The 20,618-nt window shown below is 54.0% G+C and carries 14 protein-coding genes; 10 read left to right on the forward strand and 4 right to left on the reverse strand.

Translation table 11 applies throughout. From position 1 onward, the window contains the following. Positions 1-170 precede the first annotated feature (170 nt). Positions 171-785 (reverse strand): arylesterase, encoded by a 615-nt coding sequence (locus ACUHMQ_RS01825; protein ID WP_445293733.1) that lies wholly within the window; start codon positions 783-785, stop codon positions 171-173. On the opposite strand from ACUHMQ_RS01825, the gene ACUHMQ_RS01830 reads away from it, so the two are divergent. Next, positions 775-1,503: an ABC transporter ATP-binding protein gene (locus ACUHMQ_RS01830; RefSeq protein ID WP_445293734.1), complete on the forward strand. Its 729-nt coding sequence runs from the start codon at positions 775-777 to the stop codon at positions 1,501-1,503. The two genes, ACUHMQ_RS01825 and ACUHMQ_RS01830, sit on opposite strands and share 11 nt — an antisense overlap. After that, entirely contained in the window at positions 1,500-3,965 is a 2,466-nt protein-coding gene (locus tag ACUHMQ_RS01835) for an ABC transporter permease (RefSeq protein WP_445293735.1), read from the forward strand. Before ACUHMQ_RS01830 ends, ACUHMQ_RS01835 begins: the two co-directional genes overlap by 4 nt. A 146-nt stretch (positions 3,966-4,111) precedes the next feature. Here ACUHMQ_RS01835 and ACUHMQ_RS01840 read toward each other — a convergent pair whose 3' ends face one another. Then, positions 4,112-4,690, reverse strand: coding sequence for a GNAT family N-acetyltransferase (locus ACUHMQ_RS01840; protein WP_445293736.1), 579 nt, complete (start codon positions 4,688-4,690; stop codon positions 4,112-4,114). A gap of 787 nt (positions 4,691-5,477) precedes the next feature. Next, positions 5,478-7,364, reverse strand: coding sequence for a S9 family peptidase (locus ACUHMQ_RS01845; protein ID WP_445293737.1), 1,887 nt, complete (start codon positions 7,362-7,364; stop codon positions 5,478-5,480). A 314-nt stretch (positions 7,365-7,678) separates the two neighbouring features. Here ACUHMQ_RS01845 and ACUHMQ_RS01850 point away from each other — a divergent pair, with 314 nt between their 5' ends. Further along, positions 7,679-8,707: an adenosine deaminase gene (locus tag ACUHMQ_RS01850; RefSeq protein WP_445293738.1), complete on the forward strand. Its 1,029-nt coding sequence runs from the start codon at positions 7,679-7,681 to the stop codon at positions 8,705-8,707. Positions 8,708-9,174: 467 nt separating this feature from the next. Here the strand turns inward: ACUHMQ_RS01850 and ACUHMQ_RS01855 are convergent, their stop codons facing one another. Next, positions 9,175-9,681 carry a substrate-binding periplasmic protein gene (locus ACUHMQ_RS01855; protein WP_445293739.1) on the reverse strand — a complete coding sequence of 169 codons (507 nt, stop codon included), beginning with the start codon at positions 9,679-9,681 and terminating at the stop codon, positions 9,175-9,177. A gap of 754 nt (positions 9,682-10,435) precedes the next feature. Between ACUHMQ_RS01855 and ACUHMQ_RS01860 the strand changes: the two genes are divergently transcribed. The 7 genes from ACUHMQ_RS01860 to ACUHMQ_RS01890 all read left to right on the forward strand — a co-directional run bounded on the left by ACUHMQ_RS01860 (position 10,436) and on the right by ACUHMQ_RS01890 (position 20,609). Next, entirely contained in the window at positions 10,436-12,229 is a 1,794-nt protein-coding gene (locus ACUHMQ_RS01860; protein ID WP_445293740.1) for a WD40 repeat domain-containing protein, read from the forward strand. A gap of 20 nt (positions 12,230-12,249) precedes the next feature. Next, positions 12,250-12,720: a TlpA family protein disulfide reductase gene (locus ACUHMQ_RS01865; protein ID WP_445293741.1), complete on the forward strand. Its 471-nt coding sequence runs from the start codon at positions 12,250-12,252 to the stop codon at positions 12,718-12,720. Next, complete coding sequence (locus ACUHMQ_RS01870; RefSeq protein WP_445293742.1) at positions 12,717-12,926, forward strand: DUF4266 domain-containing protein; 210 nt, start codon at positions 12,717-12,719, stop codon at positions 12,924-12,926. Before ACUHMQ_RS01865 ends, ACUHMQ_RS01870 begins: the two co-directional genes overlap by 4 nt. 8 nt (positions 12,927-12,934) lie before the next feature. Then, a complete protein-coding gene (locus ACUHMQ_RS01875) occupies positions 12,935-14,041 on the forward strand; it encodes a DUF3570 domain-containing protein (protein ID WP_445293743.1) in 1,107 nt (368 codons plus the stop codon). Beyond that, entirely contained in the window at positions 14,041-14,913 is an 873-nt protein-coding gene (locus ACUHMQ_RS01880; protein WP_445293744.1) for an FAD:protein FMN transferase, read from the forward strand. Before ACUHMQ_RS01875 ends, ACUHMQ_RS01880 begins: the two co-directional genes overlap by 1 nt. Before the next feature lie 150 nt (positions 14,914-15,063). Continuing rightward, positions 15,064-17,415 (forward strand): DUF1566 domain-containing protein, encoded by a 2,352-nt coding sequence (locus tag ACUHMQ_RS01885; RefSeq protein WP_445293745.1) that lies wholly within the window; start codon positions 15,064-15,066, stop codon positions 17,413-17,415. 32 nt (positions 17,416-17,447) lie between these two features. Further along, positions 17,448-20,609 (forward strand): Lcl domain-containing protein, encoded by a 3,162-nt coding sequence (locus tag ACUHMQ_RS01890; protein ID WP_445293746.1) that lies wholly within the window; start codon positions 17,448-17,450, stop codon positions 20,607-20,609. Positions 20,610-20,618: the final 9 nt, after the last annotated feature.

The following is a 20,618-nucleotide window of genomic DNA, read 5'->3' on the forward strand; positions in this document are numbered from 1 at the left end:
GCAATACCTGCTGGGTTGAGTTCGCAGCGCTTGCTCAAAGCTTCGCGAGCTAGGGCAAGACAAGGCGAAAACAGCTGAGGAAGCGGAGTTTACAAGCGGTAAATGGGTATTCCGAAGGTGTTCTCAACGCTGTATTGCCGACGCACAGTGGACTTTGAATAGGTTCTGAATCAACCGGATACCTGCAGCTGTTGGAGTAACGGCCAAATATTATCCAGCAGGTAGGGTTGAGCTGCTGGGATAGGGTGTAGCTGATCGGCCTGGAATAGGGCTGGTTTGTCGGCGATGCCTTCAAGCAGAAAGGGTGGCGGGGGGAGTTTGTACTGGCGCGCTAATTCGGCATACATCGCAGCGAACTTTGCCGTGTAAGGACCACCAAAGTTGGGCGGCAGTTGTACGCCAATTAATGCGACTCGAGCACCGGCTGCTTGGCTCTGTTCGATCATGGCTGCCAGGTTTTTGCGGGCAGCGTCGACGGGCAGGCCACGCAGGCCGTCGTTTGCACCGAGTTCCAGCAGTACGATGGTAGGCTTATGTTGCTTAAGCGTTGGGCCGAGCCGGGTTAGTCCGCCAGCTGTCGTCTCTCCCGATTGGCTGGCATTCACTACCCGCCATTCGCTGCCTAGTTTGTTTTGGAGCAGGGCGGGCCAAGCTTGTCGTTGCATCATGCCGTAGCCTGCCGACAAGCTGTCGCCGAAAACTAATAAGGTTTTGCTTTCTGCTGCGAATGCGGCTGAGCCAAACAGTCCTACTAATACACTCAAGAATAAAACGATGCGCGCCACGCCTGATTTCCTTATAAGAGGTTCCGATACCGATCTCTCACCGATTCTGCTGGCACAAGACCTTGGCAAGCAAGTTGGTTTTGGTCATGAAACGTTGACGATTCTTGAGCAGGTGAGCTTCAGTCTAGCCGCAGGCAGCAGTCTAGCGATAGTTGGGGCTTCTGGTTCAGGAAAGTCCACTCTGTTGGGTTTGCTTGCGGGGTTGGATACACCGTCACAAGGCGAGGTGAGTCTGGTCGGGCAGTCTTTGAACGCATTGGATGAAGATGGCCGCGCCAAGTTACGGGCGGAGCATGTTGGCTTTGTATTCCAGAGTTTTCAATTGCTGCCGTCGTTGTCAGCGCTTGATAACGTAGCTCTACCGCTCGAATTGAATGGCCGTAAGGATGCGCAGCGTGAGGCAGCTGCGCTGCTTGAACGAGTCGGTCTTGGCCAGCGTATGCAGCATCGGCCGAAAGAACTGTCGGGTGGGGAGCAGCAGCGGGTGGCGTTAGCGCGTGCCTTTGTCACTCGTCCCAAGCTGCTGTTTGCGGATGAACCCACCGGCAACCTCGATACGCAGACAGGTGAACGGATTATCGATCTTCTATTCAGCCTGAATGCGGAAGTGGGCACCACCTTGGTGCTGGTTACCCATGACGAAAGATTGGCTGCGCGCTGTGGTTCCCGACTACGGCTTGCTGCAGGCAGAGTGATTGAGCGGGAGCTGCTGGTATGAATGGCTGGGGATTGGCTTGGCGCTGGTTCAAACGTGACTTGGCAGCAGGTGAATTGACGGTAATGGGTGTGGCGCTGGTGGTGGCTATTGCAGCCATGAGCAGCGTGGGGTTTTTCACCGATAGGGTACGTCAGGCACTGCAAACCGAGGCAAATCAGTTACTGGCTGCTGATCTGGTGTTGAACGGCGACCAGCCCATTGCTGATGAATTGCGGCAGGAAGCGGACAAACGAGGACTAAAGCGGGCTGCAACCGCAACCTTCCCAAGCATGGCGCAAACCGTGAGTGGGGCGCAGTTGATTACCGCCAAGGCTGTGTCCAGCACTTACCCTTTACGGGGGGAGCTGAGGGTTTGGCATGGCGAGCAGGAAGTGGTGATGGTGGGGCCACCCACGCCAGGTACGGCGTGGGCGGATCGAAGACTTTTCGATGCATTGGGTTTAAAGCAGGGCGACCAGCTGATGCTGGGTAACAAAGCGCTGAGGCTGACAGAGGTACTGGCGCGAGAACCTGATGGTGCGATGGATCTCTACAACTTTATCCCTCGATTGATGTTCAACGATGCAGATCTGCCCGACACTGGGTTGATTCAACGTGGTAGTCGCGTGCGGTATCGGCTTTTGCTGGCCGGCCAATCTGAAGCAGTATCGTTGATGCGTGAATGGCTGGTGCCGCAAATAAAGCGCGGCCAAAGGCTGGAGAACGTGCGCGAGGCTAGGCCGGAAATCAACACCTCATTGAATCGGGCCGAACGCTTTCTACGCTTGTCTGCCCTGGTCAGCGTCTTCATGGCTGCTGCGGCGATTGCGTTGGCAGCGCGGCGATATGTCGAACGCCATCTGGATGCCGTGGCGCTGTTGCGAACCCTGGGGCGTAGCCAGCATGACATTATCGGTTTATTCATGCGCCAGTATGCTTTGCTCGCGCTAGGCTCGGTAATGATAGGAGTTGTAATTGGCTGGTTGGTCCAGTTTGCGCTGGCTGCCACTTTGGCGGGATTGTTTGGCGCCAAGCTGCCAGCAGCTGGCCCGCTTCCGGCACTTGCTGGTGGAGGGGTGGGGCTGACATTACTGATTGGTTTCTGCCTGCCGCCGCTTCTGCGCTTGCGTGGGGTATCACCTTTAAGAGTATTGCGACGTGATGCAACGGCCCCGGGAAATGCTCCCTTTGTGATGGGCCTGGGTATCGTTAGCTTGGCGGGTTTGATTGCCTGGCAAGCAGGGGATGCAACGCTGGCAGGGGTGGCCTTGGGTGGGTTTGCTGGTACGGTTGGTCTGGCCGCGTTGGCGGCGTGGGGATTGGTTAGGCTTTCGCCCAAGTTGCCTTTGCCTGCCAATGTTGGCTGGCGTTTTGGCTTGGCGAATGTGGCCCGACGGCGTGGTCTTAGTGTTGCGCAGATCGTTGCATTGTCGCTGGGGATGATGGCTCTGATGTTGTTGACCGTAGTCAGGAATGATCTGCTGGCTGCTTGGGATAGGTCGATTCCACCCGATGCGCCGAATCGCTTCGCCATCAATATTCAGCCCGATCAGCGCGAGGCGGTTGCTGCCAGCTTCCAAGCGGCGGGATTGCCGCTACCCAAGTTCGAACCCATGGTACGCGCCAGGTTGAATGCGATCTCCGGCAATCCAGTCCGTCCCGAAACCTATACCGATGAACAGGCGCGCCGTCAGGTTGAACGCGAATTCAACTTATCCTGGGGGGAAGATATACGGCCCGATAACCGGATTGTGGCGGGTAAGCCGATGGATGACAGCCAGCCAGGCTGGTCGCTGGAGGAGGGGATGGCGAAGCGATTGGGCGTCAAACTGGGTGATACGCTGGCGTTTGATATTTCCGGCACGTTGTTTACCGCACCCATCGTGAATATACGGAAAGTCGATTGGGATTCGTTCAGGGTGAACTTCTTCATTGTGGGCAGCCGGGTGCTTCTGGAAAGCCAACCGGCAAGTTTTGTTAGCAGTTTTCATCTGCCTGCTGCCAAATCCGGGTTCGGTACTGCCTTGACGCGCCAATTCACTAATCTTACGGTTATTGATATATCGGCGATTTTGGCGGAAGTACGCAGTGTGCTGGATAAGGTGTTGGCCGCCATCCAAGTCGTATTCGTTTTCAGCCTGCTGGCCGGAGGCGCCGTGTTGTATGCCGCTACCTTGGCCACCCATGATGAGCGCAAGCTTGAAGCCGCCATATTGCGTACCTTGGGTGCAAGCAGGCAAATGGTGAAGCAGGCTGCGAGTGCGGAGTTGTTGCTGGTAGGCGGTCTGGCCGGATTATTGGCAGCGATTGCAGCCTTGGCGATTGGAGTTGCCGCATCAATACAGCTGTTCGACATGACGGCGTCGGTCAGCTGGTGGCTATTGCCGACGGGGGTTGTGCTGGGAGCGATTGCCGCACGTTTTGCAGCGTCGCCTTTGCTAAATCGTCTGTTGAGTACGCCACCGCTACGTGCGTTGCGCTGAGGGGAAACTTGGTACGCAATGGCTTGCCCGCCCGTAGCTGGAACTTTTCCACTTTGTCCTGGGTCTAGGCTTTGAACAAGCTCGTAGGAATTCGATTCCGATCTTTGGCGCGAAATGGAAAGGGGAGGCTGGCTCCCCTATTCTGGTCAATCTAACAGTGCGAGAAGGTGATTGGTCTTGGTGTGATGCTTTTTGCCCGTGTGGCGTGAGTGACGGTGTAGGTCAAAGTGGACTTCCAGTAATCCTTTGGCGTCAACGAAGTTACCGAGGCGATGAAAACCGTACTTATGCATGACTTGCTGCGAAGCGAGATTTTCAGGGTAGATGGTAGCGACAATGCGTTGAAGTGAGGTTTGGGTCCAAGCCCACTCCACCATGGCATTCAGGATTTCGCTGGCGTAGCCTTTCCCCCAGCTTGAGGGGGAAAAGACAAACAACACTTCGGCCTCATCATGGGCTTGTGCGTGTGGGCTGTGGATAAGGCCCGCCCAGCCGATGATGGTGTTGCTGTTATTTTCCACTACGGCATGGATGCCAAAGCCCCAGCGATCGATATCGACATTCACCGTGTTGATCCGGTGAGCAGTTTCTTCGCGGTTCAAAGTACGGCCGTCGTCTACCCAGCGTACGACGAGGTGGTTGCTGGTCAGCGCGTGAAAGGTGTCCAGGTCCCCATCATTCCAGCGTTGCAGGCTTAGGCGTTGGGTTCTTACGTATTGCAGCATTGAAGCTCCTTCTTGATTGGTGCAAACCATTTGTGCGGTTGCTATTTGGGTTTTTGCTGTCAGTACTGATGCAAGTGGCGCTTTCTAGCGCTCGTTATTGAATGGGTTGAATCGTCATATCGCCTGTGCGTTGGCAATACCTCTCCCTTCATGTCGCCAGAATGGCGAGCACTAGTGCTCCTCGCAGCTTGGCTAGCGTGGGAAGAGCATTGAAGTAGGGAGTCGATGCAGTGGTGTGTAGTACAGCCCCTGATTGTGGGGGCGTGGATCTATAAGTTGCTTCCTAGCTGTCTTCTTGATTCTTCTGAAAACCTGTTCACTATCTAAGTTACGAGCTGCCGTCAGTAGAGTGACGCGCAGCGCCTGTCGTCTAGCTGCGTAACCGCAGCAAGCCCTGAAATATTGTTAATTAACAAAGACTAATATTACGTACAGATTCTTAAGCAGCTTTTTACGCTGTGACGAATTGGCTTGGCAAGCCCCTGAGCGCTTTATATTGTGCGGTGTTGTGCAGTAAGGGGGACTTTATTGGCGGGGATATTCTGAGAGCTGGTTCAAGGTCCGCTACGTGTTGGTAATGCGGCGTTGATAACACCCTTGGAATACCCATGTGTTGACTTGTGATATCCACTTCCTCGGCTGTTCGTGCCTTGTCTTGCCCTGGCTTATGGAACCTTGAAAAGGTTCGGCGATGGAAGTCTTGGGGGTGAGTCTTTAGGTAATTTGATAGGTTGCAAGAGAATGAACAAGAGAAAAAGGCCAGCAATCGCTGGCCTTTCTTAGAGGGTTAACTGCCTAAATGTTTGGCGAAGAAGCGTTCCATAGCTTCATATGCCTCAAAGCGATTCTCTTGATTGGCAAAACCATGCCCTTCATTCTGTTTGACGATGTATTCCACTTCCACGCCCCGTTTTTTCAATGCGTCGACTATCTGGTCTGATTCCGCAATATTGACGCGCGGGTCTTTTGCGCCTTGCAGGACCAATAGTGGGGCGTTGATCTTGTCCACATGGAACACTGGTGAGGCTGACTGCATGAGTTCTTTGTCTTTTTCCGGGTTACCCACCATCTCGTACATCATTTCCAGGTAGGGCTTCCAATATGGGGGAATCGTCTTCATGAAAGTGAACAGATTGCTGACCCCTACATAATCCACGCCACAGGCATACAGGTCGGGCGAGAAAGTAAGCCCGGCCAGCGTGGCATAGCCACCATAGCTGCCACCATAGATACAAACACGCTTTGGATCAGCCACGCCATCCTTCACGAGTTGCTGTACGCCATCACTGACATCATCCTGCATGGTTTTACCCCATTGCTTGAACGACGCTTGCCAGAAGTTCTTCCCATACCCAGTGGAACCGCGGAAATTCATCTGTAGGACTGCATACCCGCGGTTGGCCAGAAACTGCACTTCCGGGTTGAATCCCCAGCTGTCTCGCGCCCATGGTCCACCATGCGGATGCACAATCACAGGTAGGTTCTTGGCTTCCTTTACAAGCGGGAGCGTGAGGTAACCATTGATCATCAAGCCATCGCGGCTTTGATAGCGGATGGGTTTCATCTGCGCCATCTGTTGTTCATTCAGCCAGGGGGTGACGTCCGCCAGTTTGCTGAGTTTGTCGGTCTTGGGGTCGTAGTAGTAACGGGTGCCGCGGGTACGGTCATTCCAGGCTGAGACTATCCAGGCATCCTCATTGCGATTACCTTGCAGATTGATTTCGTAACCCGGTAGCTTGGTTGCCAAGCGGCTGATCAGTTTCTCCATACTGGAATCGAAGAAGTGGCGCTCGGCTTTCCAGGTCTCAAAAGTCGCGACTGTCAGCACTTTGCGTTTTTTAGAGTAAAGCAAGCCGGCCACATCCACGTCATCACGCTGGTATACCACTTTGAGTTCTTTGCCGGTAGCCGGGTCCAGTTCGACAATCACCTGCTTGTCGCGTCCCAGATTGGAGGTGGCATACAGACGTTGATTGTCGAAGGTGAAGAACAGTGGCTGTACTGAGTCCTTGAAGTTTGTGGTCAGGACATTTTGGAACGAGGACTTTTCGTCAGCGCGGTACAGTAGGCTGGTCGTCACCCCATTCGTGCTTTGCGCCATACGGATGCGGCCGGCATGGTCGGTAATCCAACCAGTAATATCACCAGGGTTCTCCACTACCATGGTCAATGCGCCGGTCTTCACATTGAGGCGATAGGCATCGAATATTTCGGGGTTGCGTTTGTTTAGCCCTACCAGTACGTCCGTTGGGTGCTCCTCAAGGTCATCAATCAACTCGACGCGTACCTTATCGAATGGGGTCAGATCACGCATTGTTTTACCGGCCCGGTCTACTGCGTACAGATGGTAGTTTTCGTCTCCACCGTTGTCCTTCAAGAACAAGAGATGGTCATCTCCTTTCCAGAAGTATTGGCGGATGTCCCTATCCTTTACTGCTGTAATTGGTTTGGCTTTGCCACCGACTGGCATGACATGGATGTTAAGGCGATTGTCGATAGACTGGGTGAAGGAGATGTACTTGCCCTTGGGGGAAAGTTGGAAATTGGTTTTATCGGGGTTTTTGAAGAAATCGCGTAAGGGGATGGTTGGCGCTGGGGTGGTATCAGCCAGTACTGCGCCAGGCAAGAGCAACAACAACAGGCTGGCATAGCTGGCAGCAAGCAGGTGTTTCATTGACTATTCCTTTATTTGATCACCGCACTGGTGTGTTCGCTACTATAAACATTCCTTCTGGGATGTTTTCTTCCTGAGTAACAAATTAGACCTTACTGTGGCAATGCAGCATCGTGTAAAGCTGCAATAACCTGGGCTTACCGCCGAGTTAGTGGCGCCGATGATAGCCAGCAAAATCTCGCGAGCTACAGCAAGACGAGGCAAAACCGACCGAGGAGGCGGAGTTTACGAGTGGTAAATGAGTATTCCGAGGGCATTTTCCACAGCGTATTGCTTACAATGCAGCCCCTTTCTTAATGTTTGTTTGCGCTGCCATGGCTACCAATAACCCTGTTCTGGATTTCGCGTTGAGTTGCCCCAAGGCTGAGCTGCATATGCATATTGAGGGCTCGTTGGAGCCTGAGTTGGCTTTTGCTTTGGCTCAGCGTAATGGCATTGCTTTTCCATATGTCGATTCCGAGGCACTGCGCGCAGCATACAACTTTGCCGATCTGCAATCCTTTCTCGATCTTTATTACGCCTGTGCTGATGTATTGCGTACCGAGGCGGATTTCCGCGATCTGATGTTGGCTTATCTAGAACGCGCTCAAGCCGACGGTATTGTCCATACCGAGATATTTTTCGACCCACAAACTCATACCGCGCGTGGCATCACGTTTGAAACTGTGCTGAAAGGCCTGGAAGCGGGTGCTGCCGAGGGTAATGCCCGTTTTGGCATCACTAGCCGGTTGATCGTCTGTTTCCTGCGCCATCTGAGTGAAGACGAAGGTTTTGCGATGCTGGCACAGGTGGAGCCCTTTATTGACCGCATACACGGTTTTGGTTTGGATTCGAGCGAGCGTGGCCATCCATCAGCCAAGTTTGAGCGGCTGTTTGCCCGTTGCCGTGCATTGGGAAAGCCTGTGGTGGCACATGCTGGAGAAGAAGGACCACCTGCTTATATCTACGAAGCGTTGGATCTGCTCAAGGTCAGCCGTATCGACCATGGCGTACGCGCGAGTGAAGACCCGGATTTGATGCAGCGATTAGCGCGGGAGCAGATTCCGCTGACGGTTTGCCCGCTCTCGAATATCCGATTGTGCGTGTTCGAGCAAATGGAGCTGCATACCTTGCCCAAGTTGCTGGAAGCGGGCTTGAAGGTAACGTTGAATAGTGACGACCCTGCGTATTTTGGCGGCTATCTGGGCGATAACATCCGTGCTGTACAGGCTGCCTTCGATTGGGATGCGAAGACTTGGTACAAGCTGGCGCGTAATAGCCTGGAAGCGAGCTTTGCATCAGCAGAGCAGAAAGCAGACTGGATTGCAGGCCTGGATGAGCAATTCAATAGCTTGGCGGTCTGACTGACGAGAAGAGACCAGACATCTGCGAAGGGTTTTCCCCGGTCGACGTTGTTGCCTCGAAAATAAAGGCAGGTTCTTGCGAACCTGCCCATTTTAAGGACACTACATTTCCTAATAGTTGTCTTTGCAATTATTAGGCTTATTTTGTTAACTAAATATTTCTTTGTGGAAGTACTAAGTGCAGGAAGAAGGAGTTATGTTGAGATAATATTTTTAATGTTCTAGATGATAATTTTTCCGAATTTTTTGTATCGTACCATCTCTTTCGAGTGATTTTATTCCTTCGTCCAATGCAGTCTTTAGTTCTATTGCCCTAGGGTGTTTCTTGCTTACCATGACATGAAATTTTTTCAAGGGAAGTATAGGGTCGGGTATGTACTGAATGCGATTCAAGTCAACAAGGCCGAGTTGTGTTTGCGCTAAAATAATCTCTTTTTGCTCAATAGCGAAGTCCACTCTGCCTAATATTAATTTTTTATTAGCGTCTTTCTGTCGTAGGCTCCCGTGTCTATTGTAATCTTTCCATCATATTGGTCATTGTTAAACCCTAACACACCACCAAATCGATAAGGTTTCATGCCCTCTATATCCTTGATGTTAGGAGGTTTGTTGAATTTATCAGTTTGGTAGAAAAATACTAGGTGGTTTACGTATAGGGGCTCGGTAAAATACGCAAACTTAGCACGTTCTTCGTTATAAGAGGCAATTGGAAGTATGTCCATGCCACCTTTTTCAATCTCTAACAAGCACCGTTTCCAGGGTAATAAAGTATTTGTAAATTTTATATTTTTCCGCCTAAGTATTTCTGTCACCATCTCCACTGCAATGCCTGTTGCCTGGTTGTTTTTGTCAAGCATCAAGAATGGCTCTTGTAATCCATCCATCCAGCAAATACGTAATTCTTCTGGAATTCCAGCCATTAAAGTAGAGGACAGTACTGAAGCTACTAACGCGGTCCCTAGCCGAGCATGCATTTTATTCGTTCCCAACGGGTTTAATATCCAGCTGGATATTTATTCTCTAACCAATTATTCATAATAATATGGATTTAATGATTAGACTTCACTTTTGTACTAGAAAACTGATTCAACAGGTCCTTTTTTTGATCACCGGTAGGTATGGCTAAAAGTGGATCCCAATCTACTTAGAACCTGCTTACGATCCTACTGCCCAGCTTCGATCGGGTGCTCAAAGGTTCCCGCAAGGGGCATCGAACTGCTAGGAATCTGTTCAGAGTCCGTTTCGCGTCAGTAATACGGCGTTAAAAACAGCCTTGGAATGCTCACTTACCATTCGTAAGCTCTGCTTCCTCGGCAGTTTTCTCCTTGTCTAGCCCGGCTCCAAGGTGCTTCGCACCAAGAAGTTCGTTGCCTCACATTCATCAAAAGTACTTCGGTTTCCGCATTACTTTGCAGCCTTGCTGATAGTCGCTCGCGATGGGGTCTGATGTCTTGTGTCTCCAAATCGTGTCACTTCCTCTGGTTCACATGCACCTTATCTTGTTAAATGCAAATAAAACTAGTTATCATTTAGAAATGTACTAAAGTGTGCTGGGCTTAGTACAGCGCTGATTGGTCTGCATCGGGTATGGCGGGGAAGCAACAGCGTTCGTAAATGTGCGTACTCGAGTCTCAACCAGGCCGATGTGTCGGTTGAAAGCGCCTATAACCAGCGGGTATGTCAGTGATACCCACATTCAACAATTTCTGATTTCAAAGCATTACTTCCATGCGCGTAAAACTTTTGGCGGTATTGGTGGTGGCGGCTTTCGGCGCTACGGGTTGCGGGGGAGACGGCGGTGAGGCCGGTACGACGGTCAGCACGGTGCCGGCCAGCTATAGCGATCGCCTATGTATCGATACCAACCAGAACCTTGCTTGCGACGATGGTGAGGCTAGCCTTGATAGCGCAACTGCAGAGCACAGCATACGTGAATCTTCGCTGACCCCCTCCGCTGCACAGCGTGTGGTGCTGGAGCGCGTGGGCAAGCATGATGGCAACCGCAGCGCGGTGTTGATGTCGGAACTGGGAAGCAGCCAGGTCAACGGCCTGTCGACTTTATTGGCATTTGTGGTGGCAAGCGGTCAAGCGACCGATGCACAAGCGGCACGTACGTTGCTGACAGAACGGTTGGGTAAGCTCGATGATGCACTGGCGGAAACGCTGACCAAGGCTTATCTGCGTTATCAGCAGCAATATGGCAGCAGTTCATTGGTGTTGGCGGTGATATCCCAGCGGATGTTGGACCAGCGGGCAGCTGTACCCGATGTGGCCGCAGAACACCTTAAACCGCTTTTCGCTCAGATGCAGGAAATGCCTTGGCTGGTAGGTAGCCAAGACGATACGGCTGAAACCATGGCAGCGGTGGCTGACGTAACGGTGCTGGGGAATGCCGGGCGCAACCGCTTGTTTGTGCTGCGGCCAAACAGTCGTGTCAGCGAGATCGAATTTGAGAACAACGCCTTGGCCGCGGCAGAGCGTTTGCCTGCTGTGGAGCCTGTCGCCGCGCCTTCTGTGCAACCGTTTGTTCGGGCAATAAGGGTAGATGTTGTTTCTGCGGCAAGTGGCGGCGGTACCAGGCCACCACGCCCTATGCCGCCAACACCTGTTCCGCCCACAATACCGCCAGGGACGGGCGGTGGCGATCCCGGTAGTGGCATCCCTCCTGTCGTGGATACCAAACCCAAGAACAAGTTGTCCCAGCTTACCCTGAGCGCAGACGGCAAGGCAGCCTTTGTGTTGTTCACCACTACGAGCGGCAAAGCCGTCAGTCAATCCGGCTGCGGAGACTTTCCTCAAAACACAGGCGTATTCCGCGTCGATCTCACTGATAAGGGCGAGGCCCGCGTGGTACAGCCGCTCTATAAGCTGCCGGCCTGTACGAACGAAGGCTTTACCCAGCTTGCGGCAGATAAAGCCGGACAGTACGTCGTAGCACTGAGCGAGCCAGAACAGGAGCTTTATCTGTTCGACGGTAGCGACATGCACTTGCAGCGGCGCATCAAGATCGACTGGGTGCCGCAGCGTATCGCCGTATCGCCCGGTGGGCGTTATATCGCACTGGCGCGCGAAGGGAACCTGGCGCTGTTTGAATTGGCAACCGGTACACGTGTTGCGGCAGCCAGCACCACTTGGTCTGTCCCTGGCGATATGCGTTTTGCCGGCGTGGGCAGATTGGTCGTGGCAAGTGCCAACACCGTACATGTCATCAACCTGAGCAACCCTGCCAAGCCTTTAGCCAGCAAAGTGCTGGCGCAGTCGGCCGAGGTACGGGCGATGGATGTGGCGGGTGATGGCCAGACGCTGGCTCTGGCATTGGCTGATAACCGTATCCGCCTGCTGGAAGTCAACAACGGCCAGTCACTGGGTGAATACGTTACGCGTGGCAAGGCCGATATGTTGGTGCTGCAATCGACCCGGTTGGTATACGGCAGCCGCCAGATTCGTGACAAGGAAAAGGTGCTCGATAACACCCTGGGTGCAATTCCCCTGGACTACGCCTTTCCACAGCTGAAATTCTGACTCGCAGAAAGTCCTTCAACATGAAATCACTGGTATTTGCACTTGTACTGCTGGCAGGTCTGCCGGCCTATGCATTCAAAGCTGGGGACCTGGTAGACCCGGCTTCGCTGGCCAAGCTCGATATTGCTGCCGGTAAGGTGGTCGTGCTCGATTTCTTTGCAGAGTGGTGCGGTTCCTGCCGTAAGGAGATCCCGCTGATTTCCGCGCTCAACACGCGTGCAGACCAGAGCAAGATCGAAGTGATTGGTGTGGATGTGAATGAATCGGTGGCGGCGGCTGAAAGTTTTCAAAAGGAATTGCGCGCTGTGAATGCGCTGAATTTCCGGGTGGTCAACGACCCGAAACAGGAACTCGTCGCCAAGTTCCGCCCTCTGGGTTTCCCCGCGCTGTACGTAATCAAGGATGGCAAGGTTGCCAGCATGCATATCGGTGCTGTGGCCGACATCGACAAGGTGATCGAACGTGAGCTGAAAGCGCTGGGGGCTTTATGAAGTCTGGCGTAGTGCTCTTATTGGCGTTTGCATTGTCTGCCTGTCAGTCCGTCATGCCCTGGCAGAAGGCTGCTCTGGCACAAGACACAATGAAACCGGCTGGTCCTGTATCTGCGCTTTCCAAGCTCGATCTGCATGTCTACACCTCCAAGGAAGCCATCAAAGGTGGTACTGGTATCGGTGGTGGCGGTTGCGGATGTAACTGATTCCTTCCATGCATAAACCTACCCTGATGCTGGCCTTGGCCGGCGGCTTGGCGCTGAGCGCCAATACAGCAAACGCTGAAGACAAATTTTCCACGCAGGCCATGCAGTATCGTGAAGACGATCAGCGCATGGACATCGATTACATCACTTTCGGTTTAGAAAAGGATTTTGGTACCGATTATTCGCTGAAGCTCGATTACGGCTACGACGCAATTTCCGGCGCTACACCGGTCTGGAAACCTCACCCGAACCTGGTGGGGGAGTTTGTTGAAAGCCGGCAGACCCTGCCCAAGGAAGTACGCCGTGCAGGTTCCGGCGCGCTGACGGTGCGGGATGCAGCGCGCAATGAATATACCGTTGGCGCAGCCTATTCCGACGAGCCCGATTTCAAAAGCGCTGAAATCTCCGGGGCGGTGATGCTGTGGCATGACGAGCTGCACAACCGCTCATACAACGCCGGTATTGGCGTGCAGAACAACACTGCTATTGCCACGCCCTTTACCAACAATGCGCGTGATGCGGACAGCCGGGTTTACAACGTGCAGGTGGGCATTACCGAAATCCTGAATGCTACCAACACGTTGGAAGCGACCTTGTTCGGCGCGCGTGAGACTGGCTACCTGTCCAACCACTATCTCAAGACCGTGCGGCTGCAGGACGATGGCAGCAAGCTGATGGCGAACGACTCCCGCCCTGATAAACGCAACAGTTTAGGGTTTACCTTGCGTTGGATACGAGCATGGCTGCCTGTTTTCACCAGCAATCTCTGGTATCGGTTCTACCGCGATAGCTGGGCTATTGCTGCGCATACCGTCGAATCCAAATTGTATTGGGATGCTACGCCCTGGTTGCGGGTGAACCCGGTCTACCGCTGGCAATGGCAGGACAAGGCTGATTTTTATCGTGCCTACAACGGTCAGCCCAATATGTTCGCCACGACAGGTTATGGTTCCAACGATGCGCGCCTGGGCCGCTTCACCGTGCAAACCGCGCAGCTGAACCTGGAGTTCCGTCCGGTCAAGCAGCACAGCTTTAACATCGGTTTCAGCCATTACTGGCAGAGCAATGGCTTTGCGGCCGATTGGCTTACCGCTGGCTACATCTGGAAGTTCTGATGTCGGCTTTTATTCACCGTTTTGCTGCGATGACCACCGAGTGTGAACTCAGCATCTATACCCCCAATACGGGCGGTTGGCAGGCTTTGTGTGATGCGGTGACAGCGCGGGTGCTGGCATTGGCGCGCACGTATAACTACTACGCGGCAGACTCCTGGTTGACGCAGGCCATCAATCAACGGCGTGACGATGCAGTCCGGTTGGATGCTGAAACGGTACAGGTACTGTCGCTGGTGCGTGAGCATGCCCAACGTGTCGGCGGGGTATTCGATATTTGCCACGGCACGATTGCCGATCGCTTGCGCAAAGCAGGGTCGATGGCCGAAGTAGCGGGGATTCGCACACGTTATGCCCACTGTATGGGCTTGACCAGCTGGTCGCTCGACGGCGATTGGCTTGTACTGCCACACCGCGATACCCGGCTCGATCTGGGTGGTGTGATCAAGGAATACGCGGTGGATGTCGCTGCCGGTTTACTGCGCGAAGCTGGTGTCGATTCGGCTCTGGTCAACTTTGGTGGCGATATACAGGTGATAGGCAAGAAGCCCGATGGTGAGCGCTTTATTGCTGCGGTTTCACACCCCAAGCAACCCAGCGAAATGATGTTTGCGCTTGATCTGCAGGACCAGGCGCTCACCACGTCGGCGCACTACGCGCGGTCCCGCGAGCTGGCGGGGAGGTCGCTATCGCATATACCGGCTGCGGACACTGCTGCGAGTAACGCCTTGCTGAGCGCCAGTGTGGTGTCGCCTAGCGCACTGCTTAGCGGCATCTATAGTACTTCCTTGCTTATCGACCCTGATGTGGCGTTGCCGGTAGATACGTTTGCCGTAACCGTGGATTGCAATCTGCAGCTCAAGTCGTCGCTTTAAGAACCTGTTTACGGTCTGTTGAAAGCTGTACGTGAGCCTTGATTGAAAGGTTGCGCAGCAAGATGGTGAACCAGTTCCAAACCTATACCTATGCGCAGCCCAAATTGCGCAAGACATCAAATGACACGGAGAACTGTTCAGTTAAACGCTATGTGGCAATCAAATAAAAACAGCCTGTCTGTTGCTGTATTGGCCGGCATCTTGGTATTGGGTGGTTGTGGGGGCGGGGACAGCGGTTCGGAGGTGGGCAGTACAGCATCTGGCAATCCCAACACTGGTGTGGTGACAGCACCCTCTACCGTGCCTGATAGCCGCCAGCTGACGGCAGCCGGCATGCCAGTCAGCAGCAGGCTTTATAGCGATGGTCGAGGTGTCTGGACGAACTACCGGGTAGCGCTGGAAACACCTACCGCTGCGTCGGTGAAGGGGCCGCAGGATGTACTGCAAAGCGGTAAGGCGGTTGCCCGGGTCGAGATTCGTGACAACGTCCTCTATTTTTACCCGCAGCCCGGTTTCAGCGGTGAGACAGCGGTGCGTTATAGCGTGGATGTACGTGACCACCCGCAATATGGCAGCGCTACTTTGCGCGGCCAGGTGTTCTTGAATGTGGTTGCCGGTACCGATGACAATTTCGTCAAGCTCGATGCGAGTGGTGCACCACTGGCCAACCAGGGTGCCAAGTTCGAAGGCCAAGCCTGGCCCTGTGTATTCGATGCGGCAAATCAGGCGGTATGGAGTGTTGGCAGCAAAGATGCCAACCACCCTCTGTATATCAAGAACCGTTTCAGCTGGGGCAATGGCAACTATGTGATTGCCGAAAGCGAACAGAAAACCTGTAACGACAAGAATGCCGAGTGCGATACCGATACCTTGATTGGCAAGATCAACGCGCAGAAGTTGTGCGGCTATAGCGATTGGCGCCTGCCGACGTATAACGAGCTGCGCAGTCTGCTGCGGCAGGACCGGTATAACGAAGGCAGTAAAACACCGGCGATTGATACCGATATCTTCCCCGACACGGTATGGACAGCCACTGATACGCCGGAATTCGAAGCCCAGACCTATGCCTATTACTGGTCGGGCACTACTGCGCCTTCAAATGACAAGCTCGCCAATAACTTTGACGAGGGTGTCGAGCGTGGCAACTTCTCGGTCAAAAACGCGATGATGCAGGCTTACGGCAAGGGGTATTTCACTCTGTCGGCCGATCGATATCGCGATCATGCCTACAAAGGGGCGGTGCAATTCGTCCGGCTGATTCGCGGTGGTTTACCGGTGCGCCAGGATGTACCTGTCTACAAGCCGGCACTGGAAAGTGATGCGGACACATTGGGTGCCAAATTCACCCAAGCCGCCAATGGTGTGCTCGATGTCTTGCAGAATGATGCCAGCGCCGATGCAACTGTACAGACCGACAACGTCGCTTATCGTTGTATTGACGATAAGCGCTATGACGACCGGCCAAGCACCACATGGTTGGCGACCGATGCACAAGCATTGTTCACCATGGCCGAAGCCCAGCGTTTCGCGACCCGACTCAATGCAGAAAAGGCTTGCGGCATCAGCAACTGGCGTCTGCCGACGTACAACGAGCTTGCGATGACGGCTGTGCAGACCTACGGCACACGCATGATGAAACCGGCATGGCATGACGTATTCAACGATCTGGGCAGTGAACGCCGTTTCTGGAGCGCCAGCGCCGCCAATGCCTATCGCCACTGGCGTGGCATCGACCTGCGGGATGGCCATGCCTTGGAATACCAGTCCTTTATGGCTAACGAGAAGCTACGCGCGCGGTTTGTGTCGGTAGCAGAAGGTACTGTGCCTACCGTGGTGCAAACCGGCAGTGCTGTGCCCAAGCCCGAGGAGGTGGCGCGTAAAGATGGCTTGGCTTTTCGTCGCCTGAAGGCTGATGGTGTCTCGGAGGTCGCATCCGCCCAGCGTTTTGACCAAGGCAATTGGGATTGCGTAGAGGACCTGCGTTACGGAAAAGGTGCCTACTGGCTGATGCGCAAGCGTGGCAATGCGGAGAGCGTACTGAACCGCAACGAACGCTTTACCTGGGACGGCACCGGCAAGGCTAATTGCTCGTTGCAGGATGGGTGTACGGTGAACAGCGCACTCAAGGCAGTCAATGCACTCAAGGTGTGTGGCCGCAGCAACTGGCGCTTACCGACCTTGGCCGAGCTGTTGACGTTGACCGTGGAAGCCAAGGTGCTGCCATCTGGGCAGACCGATATGTACACCACCTATCTCACCACTGCGTATTACAAGACCTTCGCCGATCTCGATGTATCGGACCACGATGGCGAGCGTTTCTGGAGCGCTACCAACAAGTGCAGCACACATCCGAATTTCGCACCGGATCTCGACAACAGCTGCCGCGAGGAGTGGAGCCCGAATAAGGAAATCTGGACGGTCCAGTTCAACCATACCTTGTCCAATCCATTCCCAGCCAGCCGAGGCGAGGCATTGAGCCTGCGCCTTATTGCCGACCGTTAACCCCATTGCCCGTTGCTGATGACATAGCCACCATGAACAGAAATCACAAACAGAACAAACCGACCCTGCTGGCGTCGTTGATCGGCAGCAGCCTGCTGTTGGGAGGGTGCATGGGCGGTGGCGGCAATGAGGCAGCGCCCTTGCCGGATACGACTTCCCGCCCTACCGCGTCCGCCGAGCAAACGTACAGCGGTAGGGTGGTCGATGGTTACATCGAAGGCGCAACCGTGTGCCTCGATCTCAACCGGAACGGTCAGTGCGATAAAGGGGACGGCAAGCAGGAACCACAGGCGATTACCGACAAAACCGGGCACTACAGTTTTTCAGTACGCGGGATGGCCGATACCGTTCGCGACACGCCCATGCTGGCGGAGATACCAAGTGGTGCGGTTGACCAGACTCTGGGAGTGGTTGCCACACCCTACGTGCTAAGCCGCGCAGACAACATTGACAACGCAGTGATTTCGCCATTTACCACTTTGGTACATGCCAGCATGCAGGCCGATAAGCTCGATAGAGCGGCGGCGACCAGCAAGGTGGCTACCGCATTAGGTTTGCCGGTTGAATTGATGGCGGCAGACTTCGTGGCACGCCAACATACCAAAGCCCGAAACCAGGCGATGTTATTGACTGGGTTGCTGGGTGAGCAGGCTAAGGCGATCAAAGCTGAAACATCGCCAGCCCAGCGTTTATGGGGGCAGCTGCAACAAGGGCTGCTACGCCAACACTTGCAAAGTGTCGATAGCCAGCAGCAGCTCGACGTGGTGAGCGTCCAAACACAGTTGCAGCAACTGATTGCATTAAGCACGGACAATAACGGTGGTGGTCAACCCAACCCAGTAAATCCAGACCCTGGCAATAACGGAGTGACCAGTTCGCAACCCGAAGACCCGCTGAATGCCTACAAGACCAACCGCTTCCGCAAGCTTGCCGGCAATGGTGATGTGTTGCCAGCCGAGACTGTTTTCGACAACAAGGACGGGCAGGGCAGCTTGCTGCCTGTGGCGCAGCAGTGGCGTTGTATCCAGGATATGCGGGAGGGGGTTGGCAAAGGGGCTGTCTGGCTACGGTTGAGTTTTCAGGATGAACCCACACTGTTGGGTGGTAAGCAGGCTGTAATGCGCGAGAATCTGCGCCAGGACCAGCTGCCGGCGTTTATTGCCAAGGCCAACGCGGAAAAGTGGTGCGGCCGCAGCGACTGGCAGCTGCCAACCCTGCCGCAGCTCAAGGGCTTGAACGAAACCAGCTTCCGTTACCACGGCAAGGAATGGCAGGCGACGCTGGACCATTACGTATTTGAAGATCAGCAGCGTTTGGCTGCCACTGCCCAGGCAGCGATTCGCCCGCATTACTGGACAGCAAGCTACGAGGCCAATGCGTTGAAACAGGGCAAGGTGGACCGCCTGTTGTACCGATTTGCATGGTACGACTACACATTGGGCCAGGGTGAAATGGCGCGTGATGAGCAGCGTGGTGCAGAAGGTGCACTCATGCTGAGCTATACCGTCGCGCGCCTGGTAGCGGGTATGTCTCCTGAAACAACGGCATTGGATAAGCGCATTGAGGAAGCACTGCAAGAAGCAGACGACCAATTCAAACAAGTCAACGCAAAGCAGACTGAATTGGATACCGCGCTTGGGCAAGCCATGGCGCTGCAAACAGTCGATGCCGCCACAGCCGACAAGTTGGTTGCAGAACTGATCGATACCCGTAAAGCCTGGGGCAAGTTACTCGATAAGCCCAAAGCGCCATTGGCATTGGCAGAGCGGGTGCTGTACCAGACCGATACGCGGGGTAATGTGCTGAAGGACAGCAATGGGCAAAAGCTGGTGCGCGATGGGGTTTCAGATACGGTACGTCTGCAACAGTCGATGGTGGCATTGCAAACCCAGGTGACGGAACAGCAAACTGCTTACGATAACGCGGATGGCAAGATCATCGCAGTAAAAACGCGCTTTGCTTCCTTGCAATTGCAGCCGGGAATTGATGTGCTCGACAAACGTGCAGAAGAAGGGCTGGCAACCGGTACAAGCCGCTTCAATACGTTGAATGCGGTGTTTACGGCTGGTACCCCGACCATTGCTGAGCTGCAACCGGCGATTATCGCCATGCGTGATCAGCAGTTGGTAATCCGGCAAAGCATTGCAGCACTTCAAGAAGTGTTGAAATCCGACAAGTTGTCGACGGTGCAACAACAGCTGCTAAGCGCCCGACTGTTTGCATTGCAACGTCTGCTTGTCGATATCAATGCATTGCTCCCACAAGCCGAGGCTAAGCTGAGCGCGTTGCAAGGTGGGGTCAATGATTACCAGCTGCTTCGCGCCGATGGCAGTTTAACGGTGAATCGTAGTGACGCGGCCTGTGCACGGGTAATTGGTGACCTTGAGGATACCGTGTGGATGCTCACCGACTTCACGTTGACCAATAGACAAGGTGCGAGCATCAAAGGGCAGACGCCTTGGCCGCTGGATGGTTCTTACGCATCGGGGGTCGATAGCGATAACAAACTGGAAATGACCAAGGCGTTGGTTGATCTGGCGCGTTTGAAAAACCTGTGTGGGTACAGCGATTGGCAGTTGCCCAAAGCCAGCCAGTTGGAAACCCTGCTCAAGGCCGATCAATCCAGCTTGAAAGACCCGGCAGTATTCAATGACCATGACCCGGCTCTGTTTTACTGGACACGTGATAAATCGGGCTTTTATCAACTGGCTTGGCGTGCTCCGTTCTCTGGTAGTGGCAACAGCCTGAGCGATGGTTTCCATAAACCCAAGGCAGCGAGCCGGTTGGTACGGTATGTCCGGCAAGGGGCGATGCAGGCCATCGATAAAACCGGTATTCCACAGGCGGTGAAGTCCGATTGTTTCCGCCACAAAGCCACCAATAAAACCTGGTTCCTTGCCAAGTCGGGCAGCGTGGGGTGGAAAAAGGAATTCGGTCTGGATGGTGCAACAGAATTGCTTGATAAAGCTAATGCCACCAAACAGTGTGGCTTGAATGCAGGCTGGCGTACCCCTAGTACAGCAGAATTGCTATCGATCGGGTTCCCTGCGTTGGATGCGGAAGACCGAGCATTGACGGGTTTGGACAATACCGACAAGTACTGGCAGAACGCGACCACCTTGGCGAATCTTGCCGGGGTGACCTATGCACCTGGTATGTTCGCTATGGGTAAGGCGCTGTTTGTGCATGATTGAATGAACAAA

The organism is Chitinimonas violaceus (genome assembly GCF_052601015.1).